General features: G+C 65.5%; 20 protein-coding genes, 1 pseudogene and 1 riboswitch. Of the genes and pseudogenes, 14 read left to right on the plus strand and 7 right to left on the minus strand.

Features of this window, described 5'->3' with window-relative positions; translation table 11 throughout:
* Positions 1-666 (plus strand): annotated as a pseudogene (locus B384_RS0111480) (hypothetical protein); the annotation flags it as partial.
* 39 nt (positions 667-705) lie between these two features.
* Positions 706-1,302 (plus strand): recombination mediator RecR, encoded by a 597-nt coding sequence (gene recR / locus B384_RS0111485; RefSeq protein ID WP_019483259.1) that lies wholly within the window; start codon positions 706-708, stop codon positions 1,300-1,302.
* Positions 1,303-1,320: 18 nt separating this feature from the next.
* On the opposite strand, the gene B384_RS0111490 is transcribed toward recR, so the two are convergent.
* Complete coding sequence (locus B384_RS0111490; protein ID WP_019483260.1) at positions 1,321-2,457, minus strand: ABC transporter permease; 1,137 nt, start codon at positions 2,455-2,457, stop codon at positions 1,321-1,323.
* Positions 2,454-3,386 carry an ABC transporter ATP-binding protein gene (locus tag B384_RS0111495; protein ID WP_019483261.1) on the minus strand — a complete coding sequence of 311 codons (933 nt, stop codon included), beginning with the start codon at positions 3,384-3,386 and terminating at the stop codon, positions 2,454-2,456. The genes B384_RS0111490 and B384_RS0111495 overlap by 4 nt, the downstream gene beginning before the upstream one ends.
* A gap of 165 nt (positions 3,387-3,551) precedes the next feature.
* Between B384_RS0111495 and B384_RS0111500 the strand changes: the two genes are divergently transcribed.
* Positions 3,552-4,844 carry an aspartate kinase gene (locus B384_RS0111500; protein ID WP_019483262.1) on the plus strand — a complete coding sequence of 431 codons (1,293 nt, stop codon included), beginning with the start codon at positions 3,552-3,554 and terminating at the stop codon, positions 4,842-4,844.
* Here the strand turns inward: B384_RS0111500 and B384_RS18720 are convergent.
* Positions 4,841-5,122, minus strand: a complete 282-nt coding sequence (locus tag B384_RS18720; RefSeq protein ID WP_019483263.1) for a hypothetical protein — start codon at positions 5,120-5,122, stop codon at positions 4,841-4,843. The two genes, B384_RS0111500 and B384_RS18720, sit on opposite strands and share 4 nt — an antisense overlap.
* Positions 5,123-5,276: 154 nt before the next feature.
* Here B384_RS18720 and B384_RS0111510 point away from each other — a divergent pair, with 154 nt between their 5' ends.
* The gene (locus tag B384_RS0111510) at positions 5,277-5,912 is read left to right on the plus strand and encodes a maleylpyruvate isomerase family mycothiol-dependent enzyme (RefSeq protein WP_019483264.1); all 636 of its coding nucleotides are present in this window, start codon (positions 5,277-5,279) and stop codon (positions 5,910-5,912) included.
* A 2-nt stretch (positions 5,913-5,914) separates the two neighbouring features.
* Here B384_RS0111510 and B384_RS0111515 read toward each other — a convergent pair whose 3' ends face one another.
* Positions 5,915-6,121, minus strand: a complete 207-nt coding sequence (locus tag B384_RS0111515; protein WP_019483265.1) for a hypothetical protein — start codon at positions 6,119-6,121, stop codon at positions 5,915-5,917.
* 110 nt (positions 6,122-6,231) lie between these two features.
* Here B384_RS0111515 and B384_RS0111520 point away from each other — a divergent pair, with 110 nt between their 5' ends.
* From B384_RS0111520 to purL, 5 genes are all read left to right on the plus strand, one after another.
* A complete protein-coding gene (locus B384_RS0111520; RefSeq protein ID WP_019483266.1) occupies positions 6,232-7,209 on the plus strand; it encodes a hypothetical protein in 978 nt (325 codons plus the stop codon).
* 51 nt (positions 7,210-7,260) lie between these two features.
* The gene (locus B384_RS18725) at positions 7,261-7,803 is read left to right on the plus strand and encodes an SSI family serine proteinase inhibitor (RefSeq protein WP_019483267.1); all 543 of its coding nucleotides are present in this window, start codon (positions 7,261-7,263) and stop codon (positions 7,801-7,803) included.
* Positions 7,804-7,972: 169 nt separating this feature from the next.
* On the plus strand, positions 7,973-8,245 hold the full coding sequence (gene purS / locus B384_RS0111530) for a phosphoribosylformylglycinamidine synthase subunit PurS (protein WP_019483268.1): 273 nt from the start codon (positions 7,973-7,975) through the stop codon (positions 8,243-8,245).
* Positions 8,242-8,997 carry a phosphoribosylformylglycinamidine synthase subunit PurQ gene (gene purQ / locus B384_RS0111535; protein WP_019483269.1) on the plus strand — a complete coding sequence of 252 codons (756 nt, stop codon included), beginning with the start codon at positions 8,242-8,244 and terminating at the stop codon, positions 8,995-8,997. Before purS ends, purQ begins: the two co-directional genes overlap by 4 nt.
* Positions 8,998-11,310 carry a phosphoribosylformylglycinamidine synthase subunit PurL gene (gene purL, locus B384_RS0111540; RefSeq protein ID WP_019483270.1) on the plus strand — a complete coding sequence of 771 codons (2,313 nt, stop codon included), beginning with the start codon at positions 8,998-9,000 and terminating at the stop codon, positions 11,308-11,310.
* Positions 11,311-11,455: 145 nt separating this feature from the next.
* On the opposite strand, the gene B384_RS0111545 is transcribed toward purL, so the two are convergent.
* Both B384_RS0111545 and B384_RS0111550 read right to left on the minus strand, forming a co-directional pair.
* Positions 11,456-11,983: a DUF1990 family protein gene (locus tag B384_RS0111545; RefSeq protein ID WP_019483271.1), complete on the minus strand. Its 528-nt coding sequence runs from the start codon at positions 11,981-11,983 to the stop codon at positions 11,456-11,458.
* Entirely contained in the window at positions 11,970-12,365 is a 396-nt protein-coding gene (locus tag B384_RS0111550) for an MmcQ/YjbR family DNA-binding protein (RefSeq protein WP_019483272.1), read from the minus strand. Before B384_RS0111550 ends, B384_RS0111545 begins: the two co-directional genes overlap by 14 nt.
* A 60-nt stretch (positions 12,366-12,425) precedes the next feature.
* On the opposite strand from B384_RS0111550, the gene B384_RS0111555 reads away from it, so the two are divergent.
* Positions 12,426-13,253, plus strand: coding sequence for a DUF1206 domain-containing protein (locus B384_RS0111555; RefSeq protein WP_019483273.1), 828 nt, complete (start codon positions 12,426-12,428; stop codon positions 13,251-13,253).
* Between the two features lie 13 nt (positions 13,254-13,266).
* On the opposite strand, the gene B384_RS0111560 is transcribed toward B384_RS0111555, so the two are convergent.
* Positions 13,267-13,683, minus strand: coding sequence for a CoA-binding protein (locus B384_RS0111560; protein WP_019483274.1), 417 nt, complete (start codon positions 13,681-13,683; stop codon positions 13,267-13,269).
* Between the two features lie 225 nt (positions 13,684-13,908).
* Between B384_RS0111560 and B384_RS0111565 the strand changes: the two genes are divergently transcribed.
* The 4 genes from B384_RS0111565 to acs all read left to right on the plus strand — a co-directional run bounded on the left by B384_RS0111565 (position 13,909) and on the right by acs (position 18,753).
* Positions 13,909-14,718: an ABC transporter ATP-binding protein gene (locus B384_RS0111565; protein ID WP_019483275.1), complete on the plus strand. Its 810-nt coding sequence runs from the start codon at positions 13,909-13,911 to the stop codon at positions 14,716-14,718.
* Between the two features lie 137 nt (positions 14,719-14,855).
* Positions 14,856-15,899 (plus strand): aliphatic sulfonate ABC transporter substrate-binding protein, encoded by a 1,044-nt coding sequence (locus tag B384_RS0111570; protein ID WP_019483276.1) that lies wholly within the window; start codon positions 14,856-14,858, stop codon positions 15,897-15,899.
* Complete coding sequence (locus B384_RS0111575) at positions 15,896-16,810, plus strand: ABC transporter permease (protein ID WP_019483277.1); 915 nt, start codon at positions 15,896-15,898, stop codon at positions 16,808-16,810. The genes B384_RS0111570 and B384_RS0111575 overlap by 4 nt, the downstream gene beginning before the upstream one ends.
* The gene (gene acs, locus B384_RS0111580) at positions 16,801-18,753 is read left to right on the plus strand and encodes an acetate--CoA ligase (protein ID WP_050994969.1); all 1,953 of its coding nucleotides are present in this window, start codon (positions 16,801-16,803) and stop codon (positions 18,751-18,753) included. Before B384_RS0111575 ends, acs begins: the two co-directional genes overlap by 10 nt.
* Positions 18,754-18,839: 86 nt before the next feature.
* Positions 18,840-18,944, plus strand: a riboswitch (SAM riboswitch).
* The last annotated feature ends 4 nt before the right edge of the window (positions 18,945-18,948 follow it).

Raw genomic sequence — 18,948 nt, forward strand, 5'->3', positions numbered from 1 at the left:
CCGTCAGTCGGGGCCCCGCCGGCCCGCTGGAATACCGGCCCCAGCACCAGCGCAGGCCAGAGCGGTCCCGCCCCGCAGTCCCCCGTTACGCCCGCCGCCACACCCAGCCGCCCCCAGCGAAGCAGGGTGGCAACTTCGGAACCGGACGACTCGTGGGCCTCCGTGGAGCCGCCCTCCGACGAATATGATCTGGGCCCGGAAAGCAATGCCTGGCAAACAGCCCAACCCGCAGCCCCCGACGACTCTGGTCAGACCCTGTCCACCCGCCGTCCGCCGCAGACCGCCCCAGGTCAGAACTCAACACCGGCGCAGCCCGACGCGCCGGTTCGGGAAAAAGCCCAGGAACGGCCGACGGCAGACCCGGTGGGCACATCGCAGCAACAGCCCCCGCGGGCTCCTGCGGTTGACCAGCCCCCACCGGCGGTCGCCGGCCAGCCAGCCAAACCGCTCAGCAGGTATCAGCGGCTCCTTGACGAAGCGGAGCGGAAGCGGCTGGAAGAGGAAGCGGCCAATCCCCCCAAAGGCGCCGTAGACTTGACCTACGTTGAGGACGAGCCGAGCGCCGACGATGAAACCATCGAAGAGTCCGGGCTGGTTGGACGCTCAGCCATCGAACGCATCCTGAACGGCAAACTGATTGAGGAACGCGGCGTCGACAGCCCCTAGCGTTCCGTTCCAGTGAAATAGCAACCAGAAGAAGGTCCAGTGTACGAAGGCGCAGTCCAGGAGCTCATCGACGAACTGGGCAGGCTTCCGGGAGTTGGACCCAAGTCGGCCCAGCGGCTGGCCTTCTACATCCTGGAGGGCGACGGCGAGGACATCAAGCGCCTGGTCAATGCCATCGTCACGGTGAAGGAACGGGTCAAATTCTGCACGGTGTGCGGCAATGTGGCTGAGCAGGAAACCTGCGGGATCTGCCGCGATCCGCGCCGCGACCCGACAGCGATTTGTGTGGTGGAAGAGTCAAAGGACGTCATCGCCGTCGAACGGACCCGATCGTTCAGGGGGCGCTACCATGTGCTCGGCGGCGCCATCAACCCGATCGCTGGTATCGGCCCGGACCAGCTCCGGATCCGTGAGCTCCTCAGCAGACTCTCCGACGACAAGATCGAGGAGATCATTATCGCCACCGACCCGAACCTCGAAGGGGAAGCGACCGCCACCTACCTGGCCCGGATGCTCAAGACCATCGGGATCAAGGTGACACGCCTGGCCTCAGGACTGCCGGTCGGTGGCGACCTCGAATATGCCGACGAAGTGACCCTCGGCCGCGCCTTCGAAGGACGCCGCACCGTTTCCTAGCCTGTCCCCCGGCTGGGATCAGGCGATCCGGGTCCCCTGCGCGAGCCGCCGGGCCGGGGTCACCAGCTTTCGCTGCCCGAGCCATAGCAGCCCGCCGGCGAGCGCCGACTGCAGCACCAGCCCGAGGGGCCAGATTGGGAACCGGTCTTCGGGGAGGTCCCGCCCGTAGCCCCGGACCTCATCACAGGTTATGTCGTAGTCGGGTCCGGCCTGCAGGAAGCGGACACCTTCGCTGATGCTCTCCATAATGCCGGGCTGCCGGTAGACATCTGCGTCGACCGGCTCCGACATCTGGCCCGCGTCGAACCCGCGACCGTAGGGCACCGCATCCGCCACAATGACAAAGGGGTTGGCTGCAAGTAACCAGGCCGTCCGTTCGGTGTGGTGCACGGTCTGGATCTGGGTCTGGGTGACGCATTCCAGCTGGTCTTCCGGTGGCGGCGTTACCGAAAAATCAGTGTCCGCCTGATAGTCCAGGTACGAGTAGGTCACCTGCGCGTTCTCCTCCTCGATCAGCGCATAGCTCAGGCCGAAAGCAATCAGGGTGCCGATCCCCAGCAGAGCCACCACCATATAGGTGGTGACGATGGAGAAGAGCGGCCGGTTGGCCAGCGCCGAAATGCCGATCCCGATCGCTGACACGATACCCAGTTCCACGCTGAGCATCAGCAGCGAGACGAAAGCCTCCGCTAGGTTCACTCCGCCGAGAGCGAGCGCCCAGAAAATGAACGGGGTACTGACCAGAAGGAAGGCAAGCGAGGCAACCCAGGAGGCGAGCCATTTGCCCCAAAGGATTTGCCCAGGGGTGAGCAGGGTGATCTGCAGGATGGCGAGCGTCCCGGCCGCTCGATCTCCGTTCACGGCATTGGCTGAGAGTCCCGGCGCCACCAGAAGCCCGAAAAAGAGGACGAACCCCACCACCAGGTCGAAGAGGATGGCCCCCGATCCGAACGTTGCAGCAGTGGTCACCGATGCCAGCAAGAACACCAGGCCGATGACAACGAACCATACGACGAGCATGATGTACCAGGCCCGGGCACGGAGCCGCTGCCGCATTTCGAGGCCGAACACGGCTTTGATGCCACCCCAATAGGACAGGGCCAGATCAGGGGACGCGCCGGTCGAGCCCGGCTGCTCTGCGATTGAAACGCTCATTGTCTGTCCGTATCGAGGCTCATGTAGGTTTCTTCGAGGGCTCCACCCGCCGGGGCGAAAGCGGTGATTGCGACGTCGGCCATGACCAGGGTGCGTAGCAGCCACGCCGCCTCGTCTGTACCGCTGACCAGCACCTGGTATTCGGCGCGGCGGGAATCGCCACGCACTTCGAACTCGACGCCATGGCTGGCGAGGGCAGCCGCCAGCGGCTGCATGGGTTCCGCCTGAATGTAGTAGCGGCGGACCTGGGTGCCTGCCTCATCAAGCGTCTGGTTCTTGACCGACTCGCCACGATTGATGAACACCGCCCGGTCCGCAATTTCGTCGAGCTCAGACAGCACGTGGCTCGACACCACAACGGTCTTCCCCTGGTCCGCCAGAGACCGCAGCGTGGCGCGAAGTTCCACCCGGGACCCCGGATCCAACCCCGATGCCGGCTCGTCGAGGAGGAGAACCGCCGGGTCGTGGATCAGCGCCCGTGCCAGACTCAATCGCTGTTGCTGCCCCCGCGACAGCACCCGTGCTGGCTGGTCCGCGAATTCCTCAAGGCGCACGGTGGTGAGCAGCTCCGCAGCCCGTGACCGGCGTTTCCCAACCGGCATTCCATAGAGCGAGCCCATGACAGTGAGGATCTCGGTAGCGGTCAACGATTCCCACACCCCCAGGGTGTCAGGCATCCACCCAACCTGGCGTCGCACCGCTGCGGCGTCCTGCATTGGGTCCGCCCCGCCAACAGTGAGCGTCCCACTGTCGGGCGCGAGAAGCGAGGCAAGGATCAGTAACAAAGTGGTCTTGCCTGAGCCGTTAGGCCCAATCAGCGCTGTCACCTCGCCGGGCGGCGCCGCAAAGTCGATGTGCCTGATAGCCGCAACGGAGCCAAAACTCCGCGCAATCCCTCTGGCAACGATTCCCCCATACTCGTTGTTCATAAGGTGAACCCTATGCGAATTGCGTCACCTCCAGGGGATATGGACGGAACAATCGGACGCGCAATTGGCTGCCACAAAAGGCACAGGGCTAAACTTGGACCGTCAACCGAGGCGCCGTAGTCGTCGCACGGCAACACCTACCAACATTCGTCAGCGAGCGTGCGCATGAGCCTGATCGTCCAAAAATTCGGTGGTTCCTCAGTGGGGGACGCCGCCGGGATCAAACGTGTCGCGCAGCGGATCGTTCAGACGCAGCGCGCCGGCCACCAGGTGGTGGTGGTGGTATCGGCGATGGGCGACAGCACCGATGAGCTTCTCGACCTGGCCGCTCAGGTCTCGAACGACGTCGTCGCCGCCCCCCGCGAGATGGATATGCTCCTGAGCGCCGGTGAACGCATCTCCATGGCGCTCCTGGCGATGGGCATCCAGGGTCTCGGCTCCTCGGCTCAGTCATTCACCGGCAGCCAGGCCGGCATGATCACTGACGCCATACACGGCCGTGCCCGCATCATCTCGGTGTCCCCGCATCGAATCAAGACCGTGATTGACCGCGGCGACGTCGCGATTGTCGCCGGGTTTCAGGGTATGAGCCGGGAAAGCAATGACATCACCACCCTCGGTCGTGGCGGGTCGGATACGACGGCGGTGGCGCTCGCCGCTGCGCTGAATGCTGACGTGTGCGAAATTTACACCGACGTGGACGGCATCTATACGGCTGATCCCCGGGTGGTGCCCAGCGCCCGGAAGATCGACGAGATTTCGAGTGAGGAAATGTTGGAGATGGCGGCCTCGGGCGCGAAAATCCTGCATCTGCGGAGCGTCGAGTACGCGCGACGGTTCGGGGTCCGGCTGCACGTCCGCTCCTCGTTCAGCGAGCAGGAAGGGACCTGGGTGCTACCCAGCCCCGATGACCAAATCAAAATTCAAGAGGGAGATCCCATGGAACAGCCCATTATCTCGGGCGTCGCCCACGACCGTTCGGAGGCGAAGGTCACGGTGGTGGGCGTACCGGACATTCCCGGCAAGGCCGCCGAAATCTTTGGCATCGTCGCGGGGGCGCACTCCAACATCGACATGATTGTGCAGAACGTCTCCACCCACGGTTCGGGCCGCACAGACATTTCCTTCACCCTGCCGATTGTCGAGGGCTCTGAGGCGCTCGCCGCGCTGAAAAGCGCCCAGGAGCATGTGGGCTATGAAAGCGTCGACTACAACGAAAAGATCGGCAAGCTATCGCTGATCGGCGCAGGCATGAGGTCAAACCCGGGCGTGTCCTACCGGTTCTTCAAGGCGCTTTCCGACGCCGGAGTGAACATCGACATGATTTCCACCTCCGAGATCCGCATTTCGGTGGTGACGGACGCGGACCTGCTGGACCGCGCCGTCCGCGCTGTGCACGCGGCGTTTGATCTGGACGGCGAAACGGTCGCTACGGTTCACGCAGGTACCGGCCGCTAACCCTCGGTGTGAAGGGGTTTCTTGCCTGACCAGTCGGCATACTTCATCGGAGGTTCGGGTGGCGGGGCCGGCGGGTGCTCCTTACGCACGGCGTAGTGGTGGCCCTCCGAATCTTCCTCCACCTCGAACCCGGCGAGGTCCGCCTCGGAGGCCTGCTCGAACTCGTCATGCCGGTGAACCACCGGGAGGGTGGGATCGCCCCGCTCGGCCGGACCCAGGAACACTTTGGCCGGGTTCTTCAGCCATTTTCGAGGGGAATTCCTGATGGACTCGCTCATTCGAACCGCCTTCTTTCCTCGCGATACGCCGTTGGCCAATTTTACCGCCAAGGCACCGAAAAGGCGCCACATTCCCGGGGCCTTCCTTCCGTTCCTGAGCCGTGTCCAGCACAATCGAGACACAGCCCACCGGACCGACCCTAAGGAACCCGCGATGCGGAACTCGGCAGCAGCAATCTGGCAAACGGTGCACGCCGAACGACGGCATCTGGCCGCAGATTTGTCCGATCTGAGCGAATCACAGTGGACAGTTCCATCGCTCTGCCCGGGCTGGACAATCCACGATGTCCTCGCCCACCTGGTGGACACCGCCCGGACCAGCAGGGTCTCCTTTATCCGCGACCTGTTAGCGGCGCGAATGAATTTTGACCGCGCGAACGAGGTTGGTGTGGCTCGCACCCGGCGGGATGACCCGCGGGATACGCTCGCCGCGTTCATGGACACGGCGCATCTGACTCGGACGCCTCCGGCCAACCCCGCAACCCGATTGGTCGAGGCAATCGTGCACGGCGAAGATATTCGCCGCCCCCTGGGTCTTACTGGGAGCTACCCACACCGAGCGGTGATTCAGGCCCTCGCCTACCAGCTACAAACCCGTGTCTCCTACGGGGGCGGTCGTGAGCGGGCCGCTGGGCTGCGGCTGATTGATCGCGGGACCGGAACATCGTGGGGGTTGGGCGACGACGTCGAAGGGGATCCCCTCGATCTGTTGGTGGCGGTCTCCGGAAGGCCGGTCGGCCCGGAGACCCTGGCCGGCCGCGGCGCGCACCGCCTGACCGGCGCCGCGTAGCCCTAACTTTTCGGCACGATGTAGGTGCTGCCGTCGGGCCGCTTCACGGTCTCCCACTGTGACGCGTCTGCTTCGCGCTCCTTCAGGGACGCCTGACTCTCACTGGTCATCGGGTGGTCCAGGGAACTGCTTTGCGCCGGCCCGAACACCGCTCGCGCACGTCCGGTCGCCTTCATGAACCGGTGCACAAAACTGGGCTTGCTAGCCATGCTGTTCCTTCCGCGGGTCCTGCTTGACCGAGTGTCTTCTCTCATTATCCTCCTGCGCTGAGAGGCCCCACGCTTCGACCGGAGTACGGGCCCGGTGAGACACTTGTTGGGTGAGCAGCTCAACAATCAATGCGCCGACGCCGACCCGCCCGGGCACCCTCACAGTGCTCCAGCGGGACGAGTGGATTGCCGCTGCCCAAACTCATCGGGCGAGGGTGGAGCCGTTCGCGCAGCCCTACCTGAACCGTCGCGCGGCTGGGAAGAAGCATCCGGTCGAGGATTTCCTGTTCACCTACTACACCCAGAAACCAGGCCCACTGGCGCGGTGGCACCCGGGCGCCGGCGTCGTGCTCGTAGGTCCCGAGGCCGCCGAGCGGGCCGGCTGGAAACACTATCGGCTGCTCACCGGAGCAGAGCGCTCGGTGCTGGCGCTGGCCGGCGAGGACGTAGCCGTCACCGCGGACGTCGACGGCTTTCGGCAGGACCGGGCAGAAGCACTGGATTTCGCAGCCATCATTGTTCGCCGCACGCAGGCCCGGCGCGCGCAACTCGGCTGTTTCGGGTTGCATGAGTGGGCCATGGCGTACCGGTCCCAGGTCAACGGCGTGCGGCATGAGTATCTTGAACTCCGGCTCGGGGCTGAAGGAACCGATCAGTTGGTGGAGGACAGCCGGATCAGCTGCACCCACTTTGACGCGTTCCGCTTCTATACGCCGCAGGCTGCGCCGCTGAACACGCTGCAGCCCACCAGGGAAACACAACGCGACCTTGAACAGCCGGGTTGCCTGCACGCCAACATGGACCTCTACAAGTGGGCCTACAAGCTCAGCCCCTTACTGCCGAGCGATCTGGTGATGGACTGTTTTGAGCTTGCCTGGCGGATCCGCGCAATGGATATGCAGGCTTCGCCCTATGACCTCAGCGCGTGGGGCTACCCGCCGATCCGCATTGAAACGCCTGAGGGCCGCGCCGAATATGCCCGCCTGCAGCGTGGGTTCTCCGAGGAGTCGCAGCAGCTTCGGCAACGATTGGGTACCGCTTTGGGGAAACTGGAACCCGCGGGCACCGAGCAGGCGTTGGATCAGTGAACCCCCGGCGCCCAGCAGAAACGTCCTATCACGGCAAGTGAAGGAGCCCCCATGATCCGCGAACACCAACCCCGACACCAGCTGTCGCGGGTAAATCTTCTCCTCGGTGCAGGCGTACTGCTCCTGGCTCTTGCGGGATGCGGTGCCGAAAGCGGCGGCCCGGCGACTGGGTCCACCAGCACCGCACCGACCCCAGACGCTACGACGGGCACGCCCGAAGCGTCAGCATCCCCCGGAGACGAGGTCACCGCCGATTCTCAGCTCACAGTGATCGTGTCAGCCGGCGACGACGTCGAACCGGTCACCTACGAGTTGGCCTGTGCCGCCGGAGCCCCGGTCAGCGAGTCGGCGTTACCGGATCCAGCGGCGGCCTGCGCGGTGCTGGCGGCGCACGGCGACCTGATCAAGACGGAGCCGGACCCCGACGCCATGTGCACGATGCAGTACGGAGGACCGGAAACCGCCGTCGTGACCGGCACCCTCGACGGCGAACAGATCGACGCGTCCTTCTCCCGTGAGAACGGTTGTGAGCTCGACAGGTGGAGCATGTTCGAACCGCTGCTCGGGACCCCGGGCGGCACCGGCGCCCTGTGACCACCGCCGGCGTTTCGTAAGCTGCGCAGATAAAATCACAGCTGGTAGGCGATCCCCGTTAGACTGGTAAGGCAAGCTCGCGGAGCGCTGGATTCACCACATTCCTCAGCGTGAGACGGCACCTCCGAAGCCACTGCATTTAACGCACCTTGAGCCCAGGAGTTACCGGATGCCCCGGATAGTTGTCGACGTCATGCCCAAACCCGAGATCCTTGACCCACAGGGCAAAGCCATTGCCGGCGCACTGCCCCGGCTGGGCTTTACCGGGTTCTCAGGGGTCCGCCAGGGAAAGCGCTTTGAACTCACTGTCGACGGCGAGGTGACCGAAGAGTTGCTGGAACAGGCGCGGACCGCGGCCGCCACCTTGCTGTCCAACCCGGTCATCGAGGATGTCACCCGCGTTGAGGTGCTCCCCGAGGGATCCGCCGAGGGCGAGCAGTGACCCTGGAAGCCGACACCCTCAACTCGACGCTCGACTCAGTCCGGGTCGGCATAGTCACCTTCCCCGGCTCCCTTGACGACCGCGACGCTGCGCGGGCGGTTCGCCTCGCCGGCGGCACCGCAGTCCCGCTGTGGCACGGTGACCACGACCTGCAAAGCGTTGACGCGGTCGTCGTTCCGGGCGGTTTCTCCTACGGCGACTACCTCCGCGCCGGTGCCATCTCCCGGTTCGCTCCGCTGATGGAACAGATCACCGCCGCAGCATCGGGTGGCGAGAACGCGCTGCCGGTGCTGGGAATCTGCAACGGCTTCCAGGTCCTGACCGAGGCCCACCTGTTGCCCGGGTCGATGATCAAGAACAACCACCTCCATTTCCTGTGCCAGGACCAACGGTTGCGGGTGGAGAATGCTGACACCGCGTGGACCGCTTCCTACGCTGCGGGCGACGAGATCGTGGTTCCGTTGAAGAATCAGGACGGACAGTTCGTTGCTGACGAACGCACCCTCGACGAGCTGGAGGGTGAGGGTCGGGTCGTCTTCCGCTACGTCGGCGGCAACCCCAACGGGTCCCGCCGGGACATTGCCGGCATCTCCAACGCTGCCGGGAATGTTGTGGGCCTGATGCCACACCCTGAACACGCAGTCGAAGCCGGGTTTGGCCCCGATTCGTCGGCCGTCGGACAGGTCGGTGTCCGCGGTGGCACCGACGGACTGGGAATATTCACCTCTGTACTGAAGAAACTGGTTAAGTAAGTGACCCTCAATAGCTCCGCCGCGCCCGCCGAGGCCCGCAAGTTCAACATCGACACCGTGGCCCACGCCCTAGAGACTCCCGACGTCGAACTCCCCTGGGCCGCGCTCGGCCTGAAAGAAAACGAATTCGACCGGGTGGTCGAAATCCTCGGCCGCCGCCCCACCGCCGCCGAGCTGGCCATGTACTCGGTGATGTGGAGTGAACACTGCTCCTACAAGTCCTCGAAGGTGCACCTGGCGCAGTTTGGGGACAAGGTCACCGACGCCATGAAGGAACACCTCCTGGTGGGCATCGGCGAGAACGCCGGCGTCGTCGACATCGGTGATGGCTGGGCTGTCACCTTCAAGGTCGAGTCCCACAACCACCCCTCCTTCGTCGAGCCCTACCAGGGCGCAGCGACCGGCGTCGGCGGTATTGTGCGTGACATCATTTCGATGGGCGCACGCCCGGTCGCGATCATGGACCCGCTGCGGTTCGGTGCGATCGACCACCCGGACACCCCCCGCCTGGTGCACGGCATTGTGTCCGGCATCGGCGGGTACGGCAACTCCCTCGGCCTGCCCAACATCGGCGGCGAAGTGGTATTCGACTCGGTCTACCAGGGCAATCCGCTGGTCAACGCACTCGCCGTCGGCGTCCTGCGGCACGAGGACATCCGTCTGGCCAACGCTTCGGGCGTGGGCAACAAGGTGGTCCTGTTTGGTGCCCGCACCGGCGGCGACGGCATCGGCGGCGCCTCGGTGCTGGCCTCCGAGTCCTTCGACGCTGACAAGCCCTCCAAGCGCCCCGCCGTGCAGGTGGGAGACCCGTTCGCCGAGAAGGTCCTCATCGAGTGCTGCCTTGAGCTGTTCAAGGCTTCGGTGGTGGAAGGCATCCAGGACCTTGGCGCCGCCGGGATCTCCTGCGCCACCTCCGAACTGGCCTCCAACGGCGACGGCGGCATGCACGTCGAGCTGACCGATGTGCTGTTGCGCGATCCTTCCCTGACACCGGGCGAGATCCTGATGTCCGAGTCGCAGGAACGCATGATGGCCGTGGTCACCCCGGCCAACGCCGCGGCGTTCGAGGCCATCATGGACAAGTGGAACGTTGAGTACTCGTGGCTCGGTGAGGTCACCGACACCGGCCGGCTCATCATTGAATGGGACGGCGAAAAGATTGTCGACGTCGACCCGCGGACCGTCGCCCACGACGGCCCCGTCTACCACCGGCCCTTCCACCGCCCCACCTGGCTCGACGCGCTACAGCAGAACACGTTCGACGGCGACCGGCCAGCTGACGGCGGCACCCTGCGCGCCGCAGTACTGGAATTGATGGCTTCGCCGAACATGTGTTCCAAGGACTGGATCACCAACCAGTACGACAGGTTTGTGCAGGGCAACACAGCCCTCGCCATGCCCGACGACGCGGGCGTGGTCCGGGTGGACGAAGAGAGCGGCCTCGGCGTCGCCATCTCCACCGACGCAAACGGCCGCTACTCCTACCTCAACCCCTACGAGGGTGCCCGCCTGGCCCTCGCCGAGGCTTACCGGAACGTCGCCACCACCGGCGCCAAGCCGCTGGCGGTCACCGATTGCCTGAACTTCGGCTCCCCTGAGGACCCCGAGGTGATGTGGCAGTTCGCCGAAACCGTGCGCGGCCTCGCCGATGCCTGCCAGGAGCTCGGCGTCCCGGTCACCGGCGGCAACGTGTCCCTCTACAACCAGACCGGCGGCGTCCCGATTCACCCGACCCCGGTGGTCGGCGTTCTCGGCGTGTTTGACGACGTCGCCCGCCGCACCCCCTCGGGCTGGCGCGACGACGGGCAGGCCATCTACCTGCTCGGCACCACCCGGGACGAGCTGGACGGTTCGGAGTGGGCGAATCTTCGCGGCCATCTGGGTGGGCAACCTCCGGTCGCCGACCTGACGGCCGAGAAGACCCTCGCCGCCATCCTGATCAACGCTTCCCGTGACGGCATGATCGACGCCGCCCATGATCTCTCCGAGGGCGGTCTCGCCGCAGCGCTGTCAGAGGCGGCATTGCGCTTCGGGGTGGGCGCACGGATCGGAATCGACGAGCTCTGCGAGCGCGACGGCATTGACCCGTTCACTGCGCTGTTCTCCGAGTCCCAGGGCCGCGCCGTCGTCAGCGTGGCCCGCTCCGAAGAGGTGCGGTTCAACGACATGTGCACGGCACGCAACTACCCGCACCTGCGGATTGGTGTGGTCGACGCGGAGAACGGAGCCCTCGACGTGCAGGGCCACTTCACCCTGCCACTCGACGAACTGCGGACCGCCCACGAGGCCACCCTGCCGAACCACTTCGCCTGACCGTCCACCGCGCCCGATCCCGGCAGTCGCCCCACAAAACGGCGAACGCCCCCGATATTTCAGGGGCGTCCGCCGATATCTGGGGCGTTTGCAGGGATCGGGGGCGCTAGCGGATTCGGATGCCCGCGGATCAGGGGCCCGGAAGCTAGCTGGCCAGCCGCTGCGCGGTGGAAAGGTACCGGCGGGTAACGAACTCCTGAGATAACCGGGCGACCGGTGCGCCCAGTTTGAAAAACCAGTTGGCGTGCTGGCTGAAGGCGAACACCTCGAAGTAGACGGCACCGTCCGGTTCGAGGACAGCCATAAACGCTTCCTCACCGCGCTCCGGGTGGCCCGGCAGCGTGCCGTACCCAAAACCGGTACGCTGGGCCCCGCCGTCGTCCTCGACCGGGTCCTCGGTCCACACCACCCGGCACGGTGCTGGCAGCCGCAGCGGGCCGACGCCGAAGGCGGGAACCACGTCCCGGCCAACCGCAGCCCGTCCCTGGCCCGGCGGAACCCTCAACCCGGCGCCCCGATGCAGCTGCCAGGACAGAATCCCTTCGGCGAGCCGGGCGTAGGCCGCATACCCGGTTCCGACCCGGACCCGCCGGTCCACCACCCGGTACCCGGGCGGGGATTCGTTCCGCTGGCTCAGCCCGAGCGGCTCATACGTGAAATCAGGTTTTACCATCTGCTGCCAATCTGCTCCAGCCGAGCGTTTCGCGATCCCGTGCCGGCAAGGAGGCCACCACCAGATCGTAGGAATCCTCAATCATGTCGCGGATCATCGCATCCGGAAGGTTCCCGGTGCATGAAACCCCGTTCCAGTGGGTCTTATTGAGGTGGTAGGCCCCAACAATCTCCGGGTGCGCGGCCCTCAGCTGTTCGGCAAGCTGCGGCTCGCATTTCAGGCTGACCGACAAGTTGGGAGCGGAGAGGTCGGACAAGGCAAACATCTTTGCCGCACCGCCCGCCGCCCTCACCTTAAACACCGAGGCCAGGGGACCGAAGGGGAAGTCCTCGAAGGCACCCGGCAGTGCCAGGCAAAACTCCCGCAGAACAACTCCATTCATGGGCCGAGCTTACTGCCAAAGAATGGCAGGATAGGAGAAAACCAACCGCAGGAGCGCACCATGGGCGAGGCAAAACGCCAGGCTGATAAGGCAGTGGACACGGCCGAGGACGTATCGGATTCCAAGGCCTTCGAGATCGCGGCACGCGCCGGCTACATCGCTGCCGGCCTGTTGCACCTTCTGATCGGCGTCATTGCCCTCCGGGTGGCCCTGGGAGGATCCGGCAGTGCCGACCAAAGCGGTGCGATCAGCGCGCTCGGCGACGGCCCCGGCGGCGCCCTGCTCCTCTGGGCTTGCGCCATCGGATCTATTGCGCTTGCCCTCTTTATGCTCAGCGAAATCTTCTTCGGGGCCCGCGGCATGAAGGACTCCGACAAGCTCAAATTCCGCGCGAAGAACGGCGCCAAGGCGATCACCTACGGTGTCATCGGCGGAACGTTCGCCACCTATGCGTCGGGTGGCAGCAGCGACAGCAGCGAAAGCACCCAGAATCTGAGCGCCTCCCTCATGTCCAACCCGGCGGGTTCGGTCCTGCTGATGGCGGTCGGGGCGGGTGTGATGGTGGTTGGCGGGTACTTCGTCTACAGCGGGGCCACCAGACACTTCACCAAGAACCTGTCCGGGTTGCCCGGCCACGGTGCCAGGACCGCGGTCATCCGGCTCGGCATGGTCGGTTATATCGCCAAGGGAGTGGCGCTGCTGGTGTTGGGCCTGCTGTTTATCGTGGCAACGGTCAAGAACAACCCGGAGGAATCCACCGGCCTGGACGGGGCCTTGAAGTCCCTGCAGGGTCAGCCGTACGGCGCCTGGATTCTGGGGGTCGTCGCCGTTGGTCTGATCGCCTACGGTGTGTTTATGGTGATCCGGTCCCGCTACCAGAAGATGTAGTCTGCCGCCGTCGTCAGCGGGCGAGGCGTGGCGCTTCGATGGCCGGGCAGGTGTTCATGACGACGTCGAGCCCCGCCGCCCGCGCGCGGTCAGCGGCCGCCTCGTCGATGACCCCTAGCTGGAGCCAGACCGCTTTCGCGCCCACCTCGATGGCCTGATCCACCACCGCTCCCACCTTTGAGGAGTTCACAAAGCAGTCGACGACGTCGATGGTCCCGGGGATATCCGCCAGTCGCCGATAGCCGGTGCGCCCATGGACGTCGTCGCCCTTGAGACTGACGGGGATCACCTCCATCCCCAGGTGGTCGATCAGGAACCGTGAGACTCCGAGCGCAGCGCGCCGGGGGTTGTTGGAGAGTCCGACCACCGCCCAGCGGGCGGGAGTTGTGAGGAGCGTGCGGATCACTTCAGGATCGTTGCTGTGTGCCATGGTGGTGTGCCCTTTCGCTGTAATCGGTCGGATTGTTACGCCAACACTTGCGGAGAACCCGTGCACAGGAGTTTAGTAGTGCTTGACCATCCCGAGCGGCTGAGAGACCTGGATCGATGAAGCCGCAGCAACCCTGGCCATCCGGCTGACCATCTGCAGCACGTAAGTGCAGCGGCCAACCGGTGACAGTAGGGTGCTACCGCCAGGACCGATGGAGTTAATCCTATGACCGTTCTGGCATCACCACAGTCAACCACTGTGCCCACCAAACAGGCACTCAACGTCACCTTCGCCGGCCTCGGCCGAAGCTTCGGTGCCGCCTCCGATCGGCGGACCGTCCTGCGGGACATCAACTTCGAAGTGCACGCCGGCGAGGTCCTCGCCATCCTCGGCCCGAGCGGCTGCGGCAAATCCACCCTGTTGCGGGCTGCCGCCGGGTTGGACTCCCTCAACGCCGGGTCCGTCCTGATTGACGGCACCGAGGTACACGGCATCGACGAACGATGCGCCGTCGCCTTTCAGGAACCCCGGCTGCTGCCCTGGCACACCCTGCAGGCCAACGTCGCCATTGGTCTGCCCAAGGCGTCGAGTGCCAGCGTGGGTAAAGCCAAAGTAGCCGAGCTGCTGCAACTGGTCGAGCTTGCTTCGTTCGCCAAGCACCGTCCGCGGGAAGTCTCCGGCGGAATGGCACAGCGAGCCTCATTGGCACGTGCCCTGGCCCGCAACCCCGGCGTACTCCTCCTCGACGAGCCGTTCGGCGCCCTTGATGCTCTCACCCGGATCAAGATGCAGGATCTCCTGCTCGACATCCACCGAGCCCAACCCACCACCGTGCTACTGGTCACTCACGACGTCGACGAGGCGCTGCAACTGGCAGACCGCATCATCGTCCTGGGCACCGACGGCAACCTGCCGGGCGCCACCATCACCGAGGTTCTCACCGTCCCCGGCGACCGCCCCCGCGACCGCAACGCGGCCGACCTCGGCCGAATGCGCAGCTCCTTGCTCGCCTCCCTGGGAGTCACCGGCCACTAGGCCGCACCTTCCCCTGCCCTCCGGGTTTCTCTTTTCACCCACCCCTGCACGGCCTGCGCGCTGTGTCACACCGTACCCACCCTTTTGTTCGTCTCACCCAACTCGTCTCAGACGACCCGTCTCACCGAAGGACACTCATGAACCGCCAACCAGCACCCCACCCCCGCCGCACCTTTCTGGGCGCCGCGTCACTGGCCGCCGTCGCCTCCCTCGCCTTGACGGGATGCATGGCCGGTGAGGACGCCGACGGCGCGGCCGCCCCCGCGGGCGGCGAACTGAACATTGACTTCGCCACCTACAACCCGCTGTCCCTGGTGATCAAGGAACAGGGGTGGCTGGAGGACGAGTTGGCGGATGAAAACGTCACCGTCAACTGGATCCAGTCCGCCGGGTCCAACAAGGCGAACGAGGCGTTGCGCGCCGGAGCCATCGACGTGGGTTCCACCGCCGGTTCCGCTGCCTTGCTCGCCCGATCCAACGGCTCCCCGATCAAGACGATCGACATCTACTCCCAGCCGGAATGGTCGGCGCTGGTCACGAACGCTGACTCGGACATCCAGGAGATCGAGGACCTGCGGGGCAAATCGATCGCCGCCACGAAGGGCACCGACCCCTACTTCTTCCTTCTGCAGGCGCTCGAGGCCGGCGGCGTCGATCCCTCCGAGGTCACGGTGCAGAACCTGCAGCACGCCGACGGCCGGGCCGCCCTCGCCAACGGATCGGTGGACGCCTGGTCGGGCCTCGACCCGATCATGGCCTCGGCCGAACAGGATGGGGCCACCCTGTTCTTCAGGGACATCGACTTCAACACCTACGGCTTCCTCAACGCCACCGAAGACTTCCTGGCGGAGAGTCCCGAGCTGGCCCAGACCGTCGTAAACGCCTACGAGAAGGCCCGCGAATGGGCCATCGAGAACCCCGAAGAGACGGCCAAGATCCTCGCCGAGGTGGCAGGGATCGACGTCGAAATCGCCAACGCGGTCATCATCGACCGCACCAACCTGGACGTTGACCCCATCCCGGGTGACGCGCAGCGGGCTGTGCTGGAGAAGATCGGTCCGGTGTTCGTCGAATCCGGTGACGTCTCCAGCCAGGAACAGGTTGACGAAGCGCTCGACACCCTCTTTGAAGACTCCCTGGTACGCAACGCGGATCCCACGGCGATTGAGGCCTCCTCATGACCCACATCGGGAATCCGTACGTGACCGGGAACAGCGTCACGGGCGTGAGCCAGACTTCCCTGGAAGCCTCCGGCTCCACCGTGGCAACGGCAGACGCCACCCAGCCGCCGCCCGAACGGGGCGGACCGGCACATGGATGGTCCCAGACCGGCCCGCTGCGGCGTGGCTGGGTGCGTCTGCTCCTCGGGCTGATCCTGCCCGGGCTGATCATCACCGTCTGGCAGCTGAACTCCGTCACCGGCCTGTTCAGCGCCGTCCAGGTGCCGCCGCCCGCGGCGGTGCTCAATGCGGCAGTCGAACTGATCCAGCGCGGCGAGCTGTGGACCCACATCGGCATCTCCACCCAACGGGTACTGCTGGGCTTCACCTTCGGCGCCGCCCTGGGCCTCGCGATCGGCTCACTCGTCGGGCTGTCCCGGATCGCGGACGCGCTGCTCGCTCCCACCATCGGCGCCTTGCGTGCTGTCCCGTCCCTGGCCTGGGTGCCGCTGCTCATCCTGTGGATGAAGATCGGCGAGGATTCAAAGATCACGCTGATCCTCATTGGCGCCTTCTTCCCCGTCTTCACCACCGTGTACCTCGCGCTACGGCACGTGGACCGGAACCTGGTGGAGGCCGGCCGGGCGTTCGGGTTGAAGGGCTTCAAACTGCTGACCACGGTGCAACTCCCGGCCGTGATTCCATCAGTGTTCTCCGGTCTCCGGTTGGGCCTCGCCCAGGCGTGGCTGTTCCTGGTCGCGGCTGAACTGATTGCCTCCTCGCTGGGGCTCGGATATCTGTTGAGTGATTCACAAAACAACGGACGGGTGGACAGGATCTTCCTGGCGATCATCCTGTTGGCGATCATCGGCAAAACCACCGATGCCCTCCTGGGGATCGCCGAGAAGTGGGCGGTCCGGCGATGGGCGTGAGCCTTCAGGAGGCCGACCCCCTGACCGAGACGGACCGCCTGGCGTTCTGGGAACAGCAGGCGCGCCGGCTGGACTGGGCTGCCGAATGGACCACGGCGCACAGCTTTCAGCCAGCCCGGCCGGTATCGGGTGGCGCCGACGGGCAGCTCACCGTCCCGGCGATCGAGTGGTTCGCGGGGGGCCGCCTCAACGTGGCCCACAACTGCGTGGATCGGCACGTGGATGCCGGGCTGGGCAGCAAGGTCGCACTGCATTTCGAGGGTGAGCCCGGGGACCAGCGAACGGTCACCTACTCGGACCTGCAGGAGGAGGTGTCACGCGCAGCCAACGCCTTGCTGAACCTCGGGATCGGCAAGGGCGACCGCGTGGTGATCTACCTACCCGTGCTCGTGGAAACGATTGTGGTCACCCTGGCGTGCGCGCGAATCGGGGCGGTGCACTCACTGGTGTTCGGCGGATTCTCTGCTGAAGCCTTACGCTTCCGGGTTGAGGACACCGGCGCCAAACTGTTGGTCACAACTGACGGGCAGTACCGGCGCGGCGCAGCGGTGCCGGTCAAGACCAACGCCGATCAGGCCGTGTCCGGTTCCAACAGCATCGAACATGTTCTGGTGATCCGCCGGACCGGCAGCGACATCGAGTGGACCGAGGGCCGGGACGTCTGGTGGCATGACGCAGTCGGCGCCGCGGCCCCGCATCACGCTGCCGAGGCGTTCGACGCCGAGACTCCCCTGTTCATCATGTACACCTCCGGCACCACGGGTAAGCCCAAAGGCCTGGTGCACACCTCCGGTGGGTACCTGACCCAGGCGTCGTGGAGTTTCGACTACCTGTTCAGCAACCCCGATCCGTCGCAGCGGGACCAGGACGTCCACTGGTGCACCGCCGACCTTGCCTGGGTGACCGCCCATACCTACGAGATCTACGGTCCGCTCTCCAACGGCGCCACCCAGGTGATCTTCGAGGGCACCCCCAACACCCCACATCCGGGGCGGCACTTCGAGATCATCCAGCGTTACAAGGTGACCAGCTATTACACGGCCCCCACCCTGATCCGGTCGCTGATGGGCTGGTTCCCGGACGGCGTGCCTGCCAGCTACGACCTGTCCTCGATCCGTCTCCTCGGCACCGTCGGTGAGGCCACCAACCCCGAGGCCTGGCGCTGGTTCAGGGAGCACCTCGGGGCTGGCACCGCACCGGTCGTCGACACCTGGTGGCAGTCAGAAACCGGCGCCACCATCCTCTCTCCCCGCCCCACTGACCCCTCGTTCAAGCCCGGTTCTGCCTCCCGCGCCCTCCCCGGCGTGAGCACCCGGATTGTCGACGACGCCGGAAACCCGGTACCCACCGGTGAGCAGGGCCTGATCGTCGTGGACCGCACCGGACCGGCGATGGCGCGCACCGTCTGGGGCGACCCGCAGCGCTACCTGGATTCCTACTGGCGAAAGTTCGCCGCCCAGGGCTGGTTCCTGGCCGGTGATGGGGCCAGGAACGACGACGACGGCGACACCTGGATCCTCGGCCGGGTCGACGATGTGCTCAACGTGTCAGGCCACCGGCTCTCGACCATCGAGATTGAATCGGCCCTGGTTGCTCACCCGTGGGTGGTCGAGGCCGGCGTCTGTCCGGTCTCCGATCCGCGGACCGGCCATGCGATTGCCGCCTTCGTGGTGCTGGCTGCGTCCCACGGGGCCGGCGCGCACGCGGCGGAGGAGGTGAGCCGGGTCTTGCGGGACCACGTCGCGGCGGTGATCGGGCCGATCGCCAAGCCGGCCGCCGTCGTCGTCGTCGCGGACGTCCCGAAGACCCGGTCCGGCAAGATCATGCGCCGACTCCTGACGCAACTGTTCGAGAACACAACGCTGGGTGACACCACTTCCCTGCAGAACGAGGCGTGCGTGCCCGGCATCGCTGCCGCACTGGCCGCAAGGGCGTCACCGTGACCCCGCCTGTAAACCCCACCGGAGGGACAACCCGCAACGGAGAGCAACAATGTTGGTCGACCGTGAGAGGACTGTCACACTGGTGGGGACCATCCCGAGCGGTTGAGAGATCTGGCTCATTGACACCGCAGCAACCCTGGCCACTGCCCACGGCAGTGACATTAGGGTGCTAATGCCAGGCACGATGGAGGACCA

The organism is Arthrobacter sp. TB 23, from assembly GCF_000294595.1.
Taxonomy (GTDB): Bacteria; Actinomycetota; Actinomycetes; order Actinomycetales; family Micrococcaceae; genus Arthrobacter_D.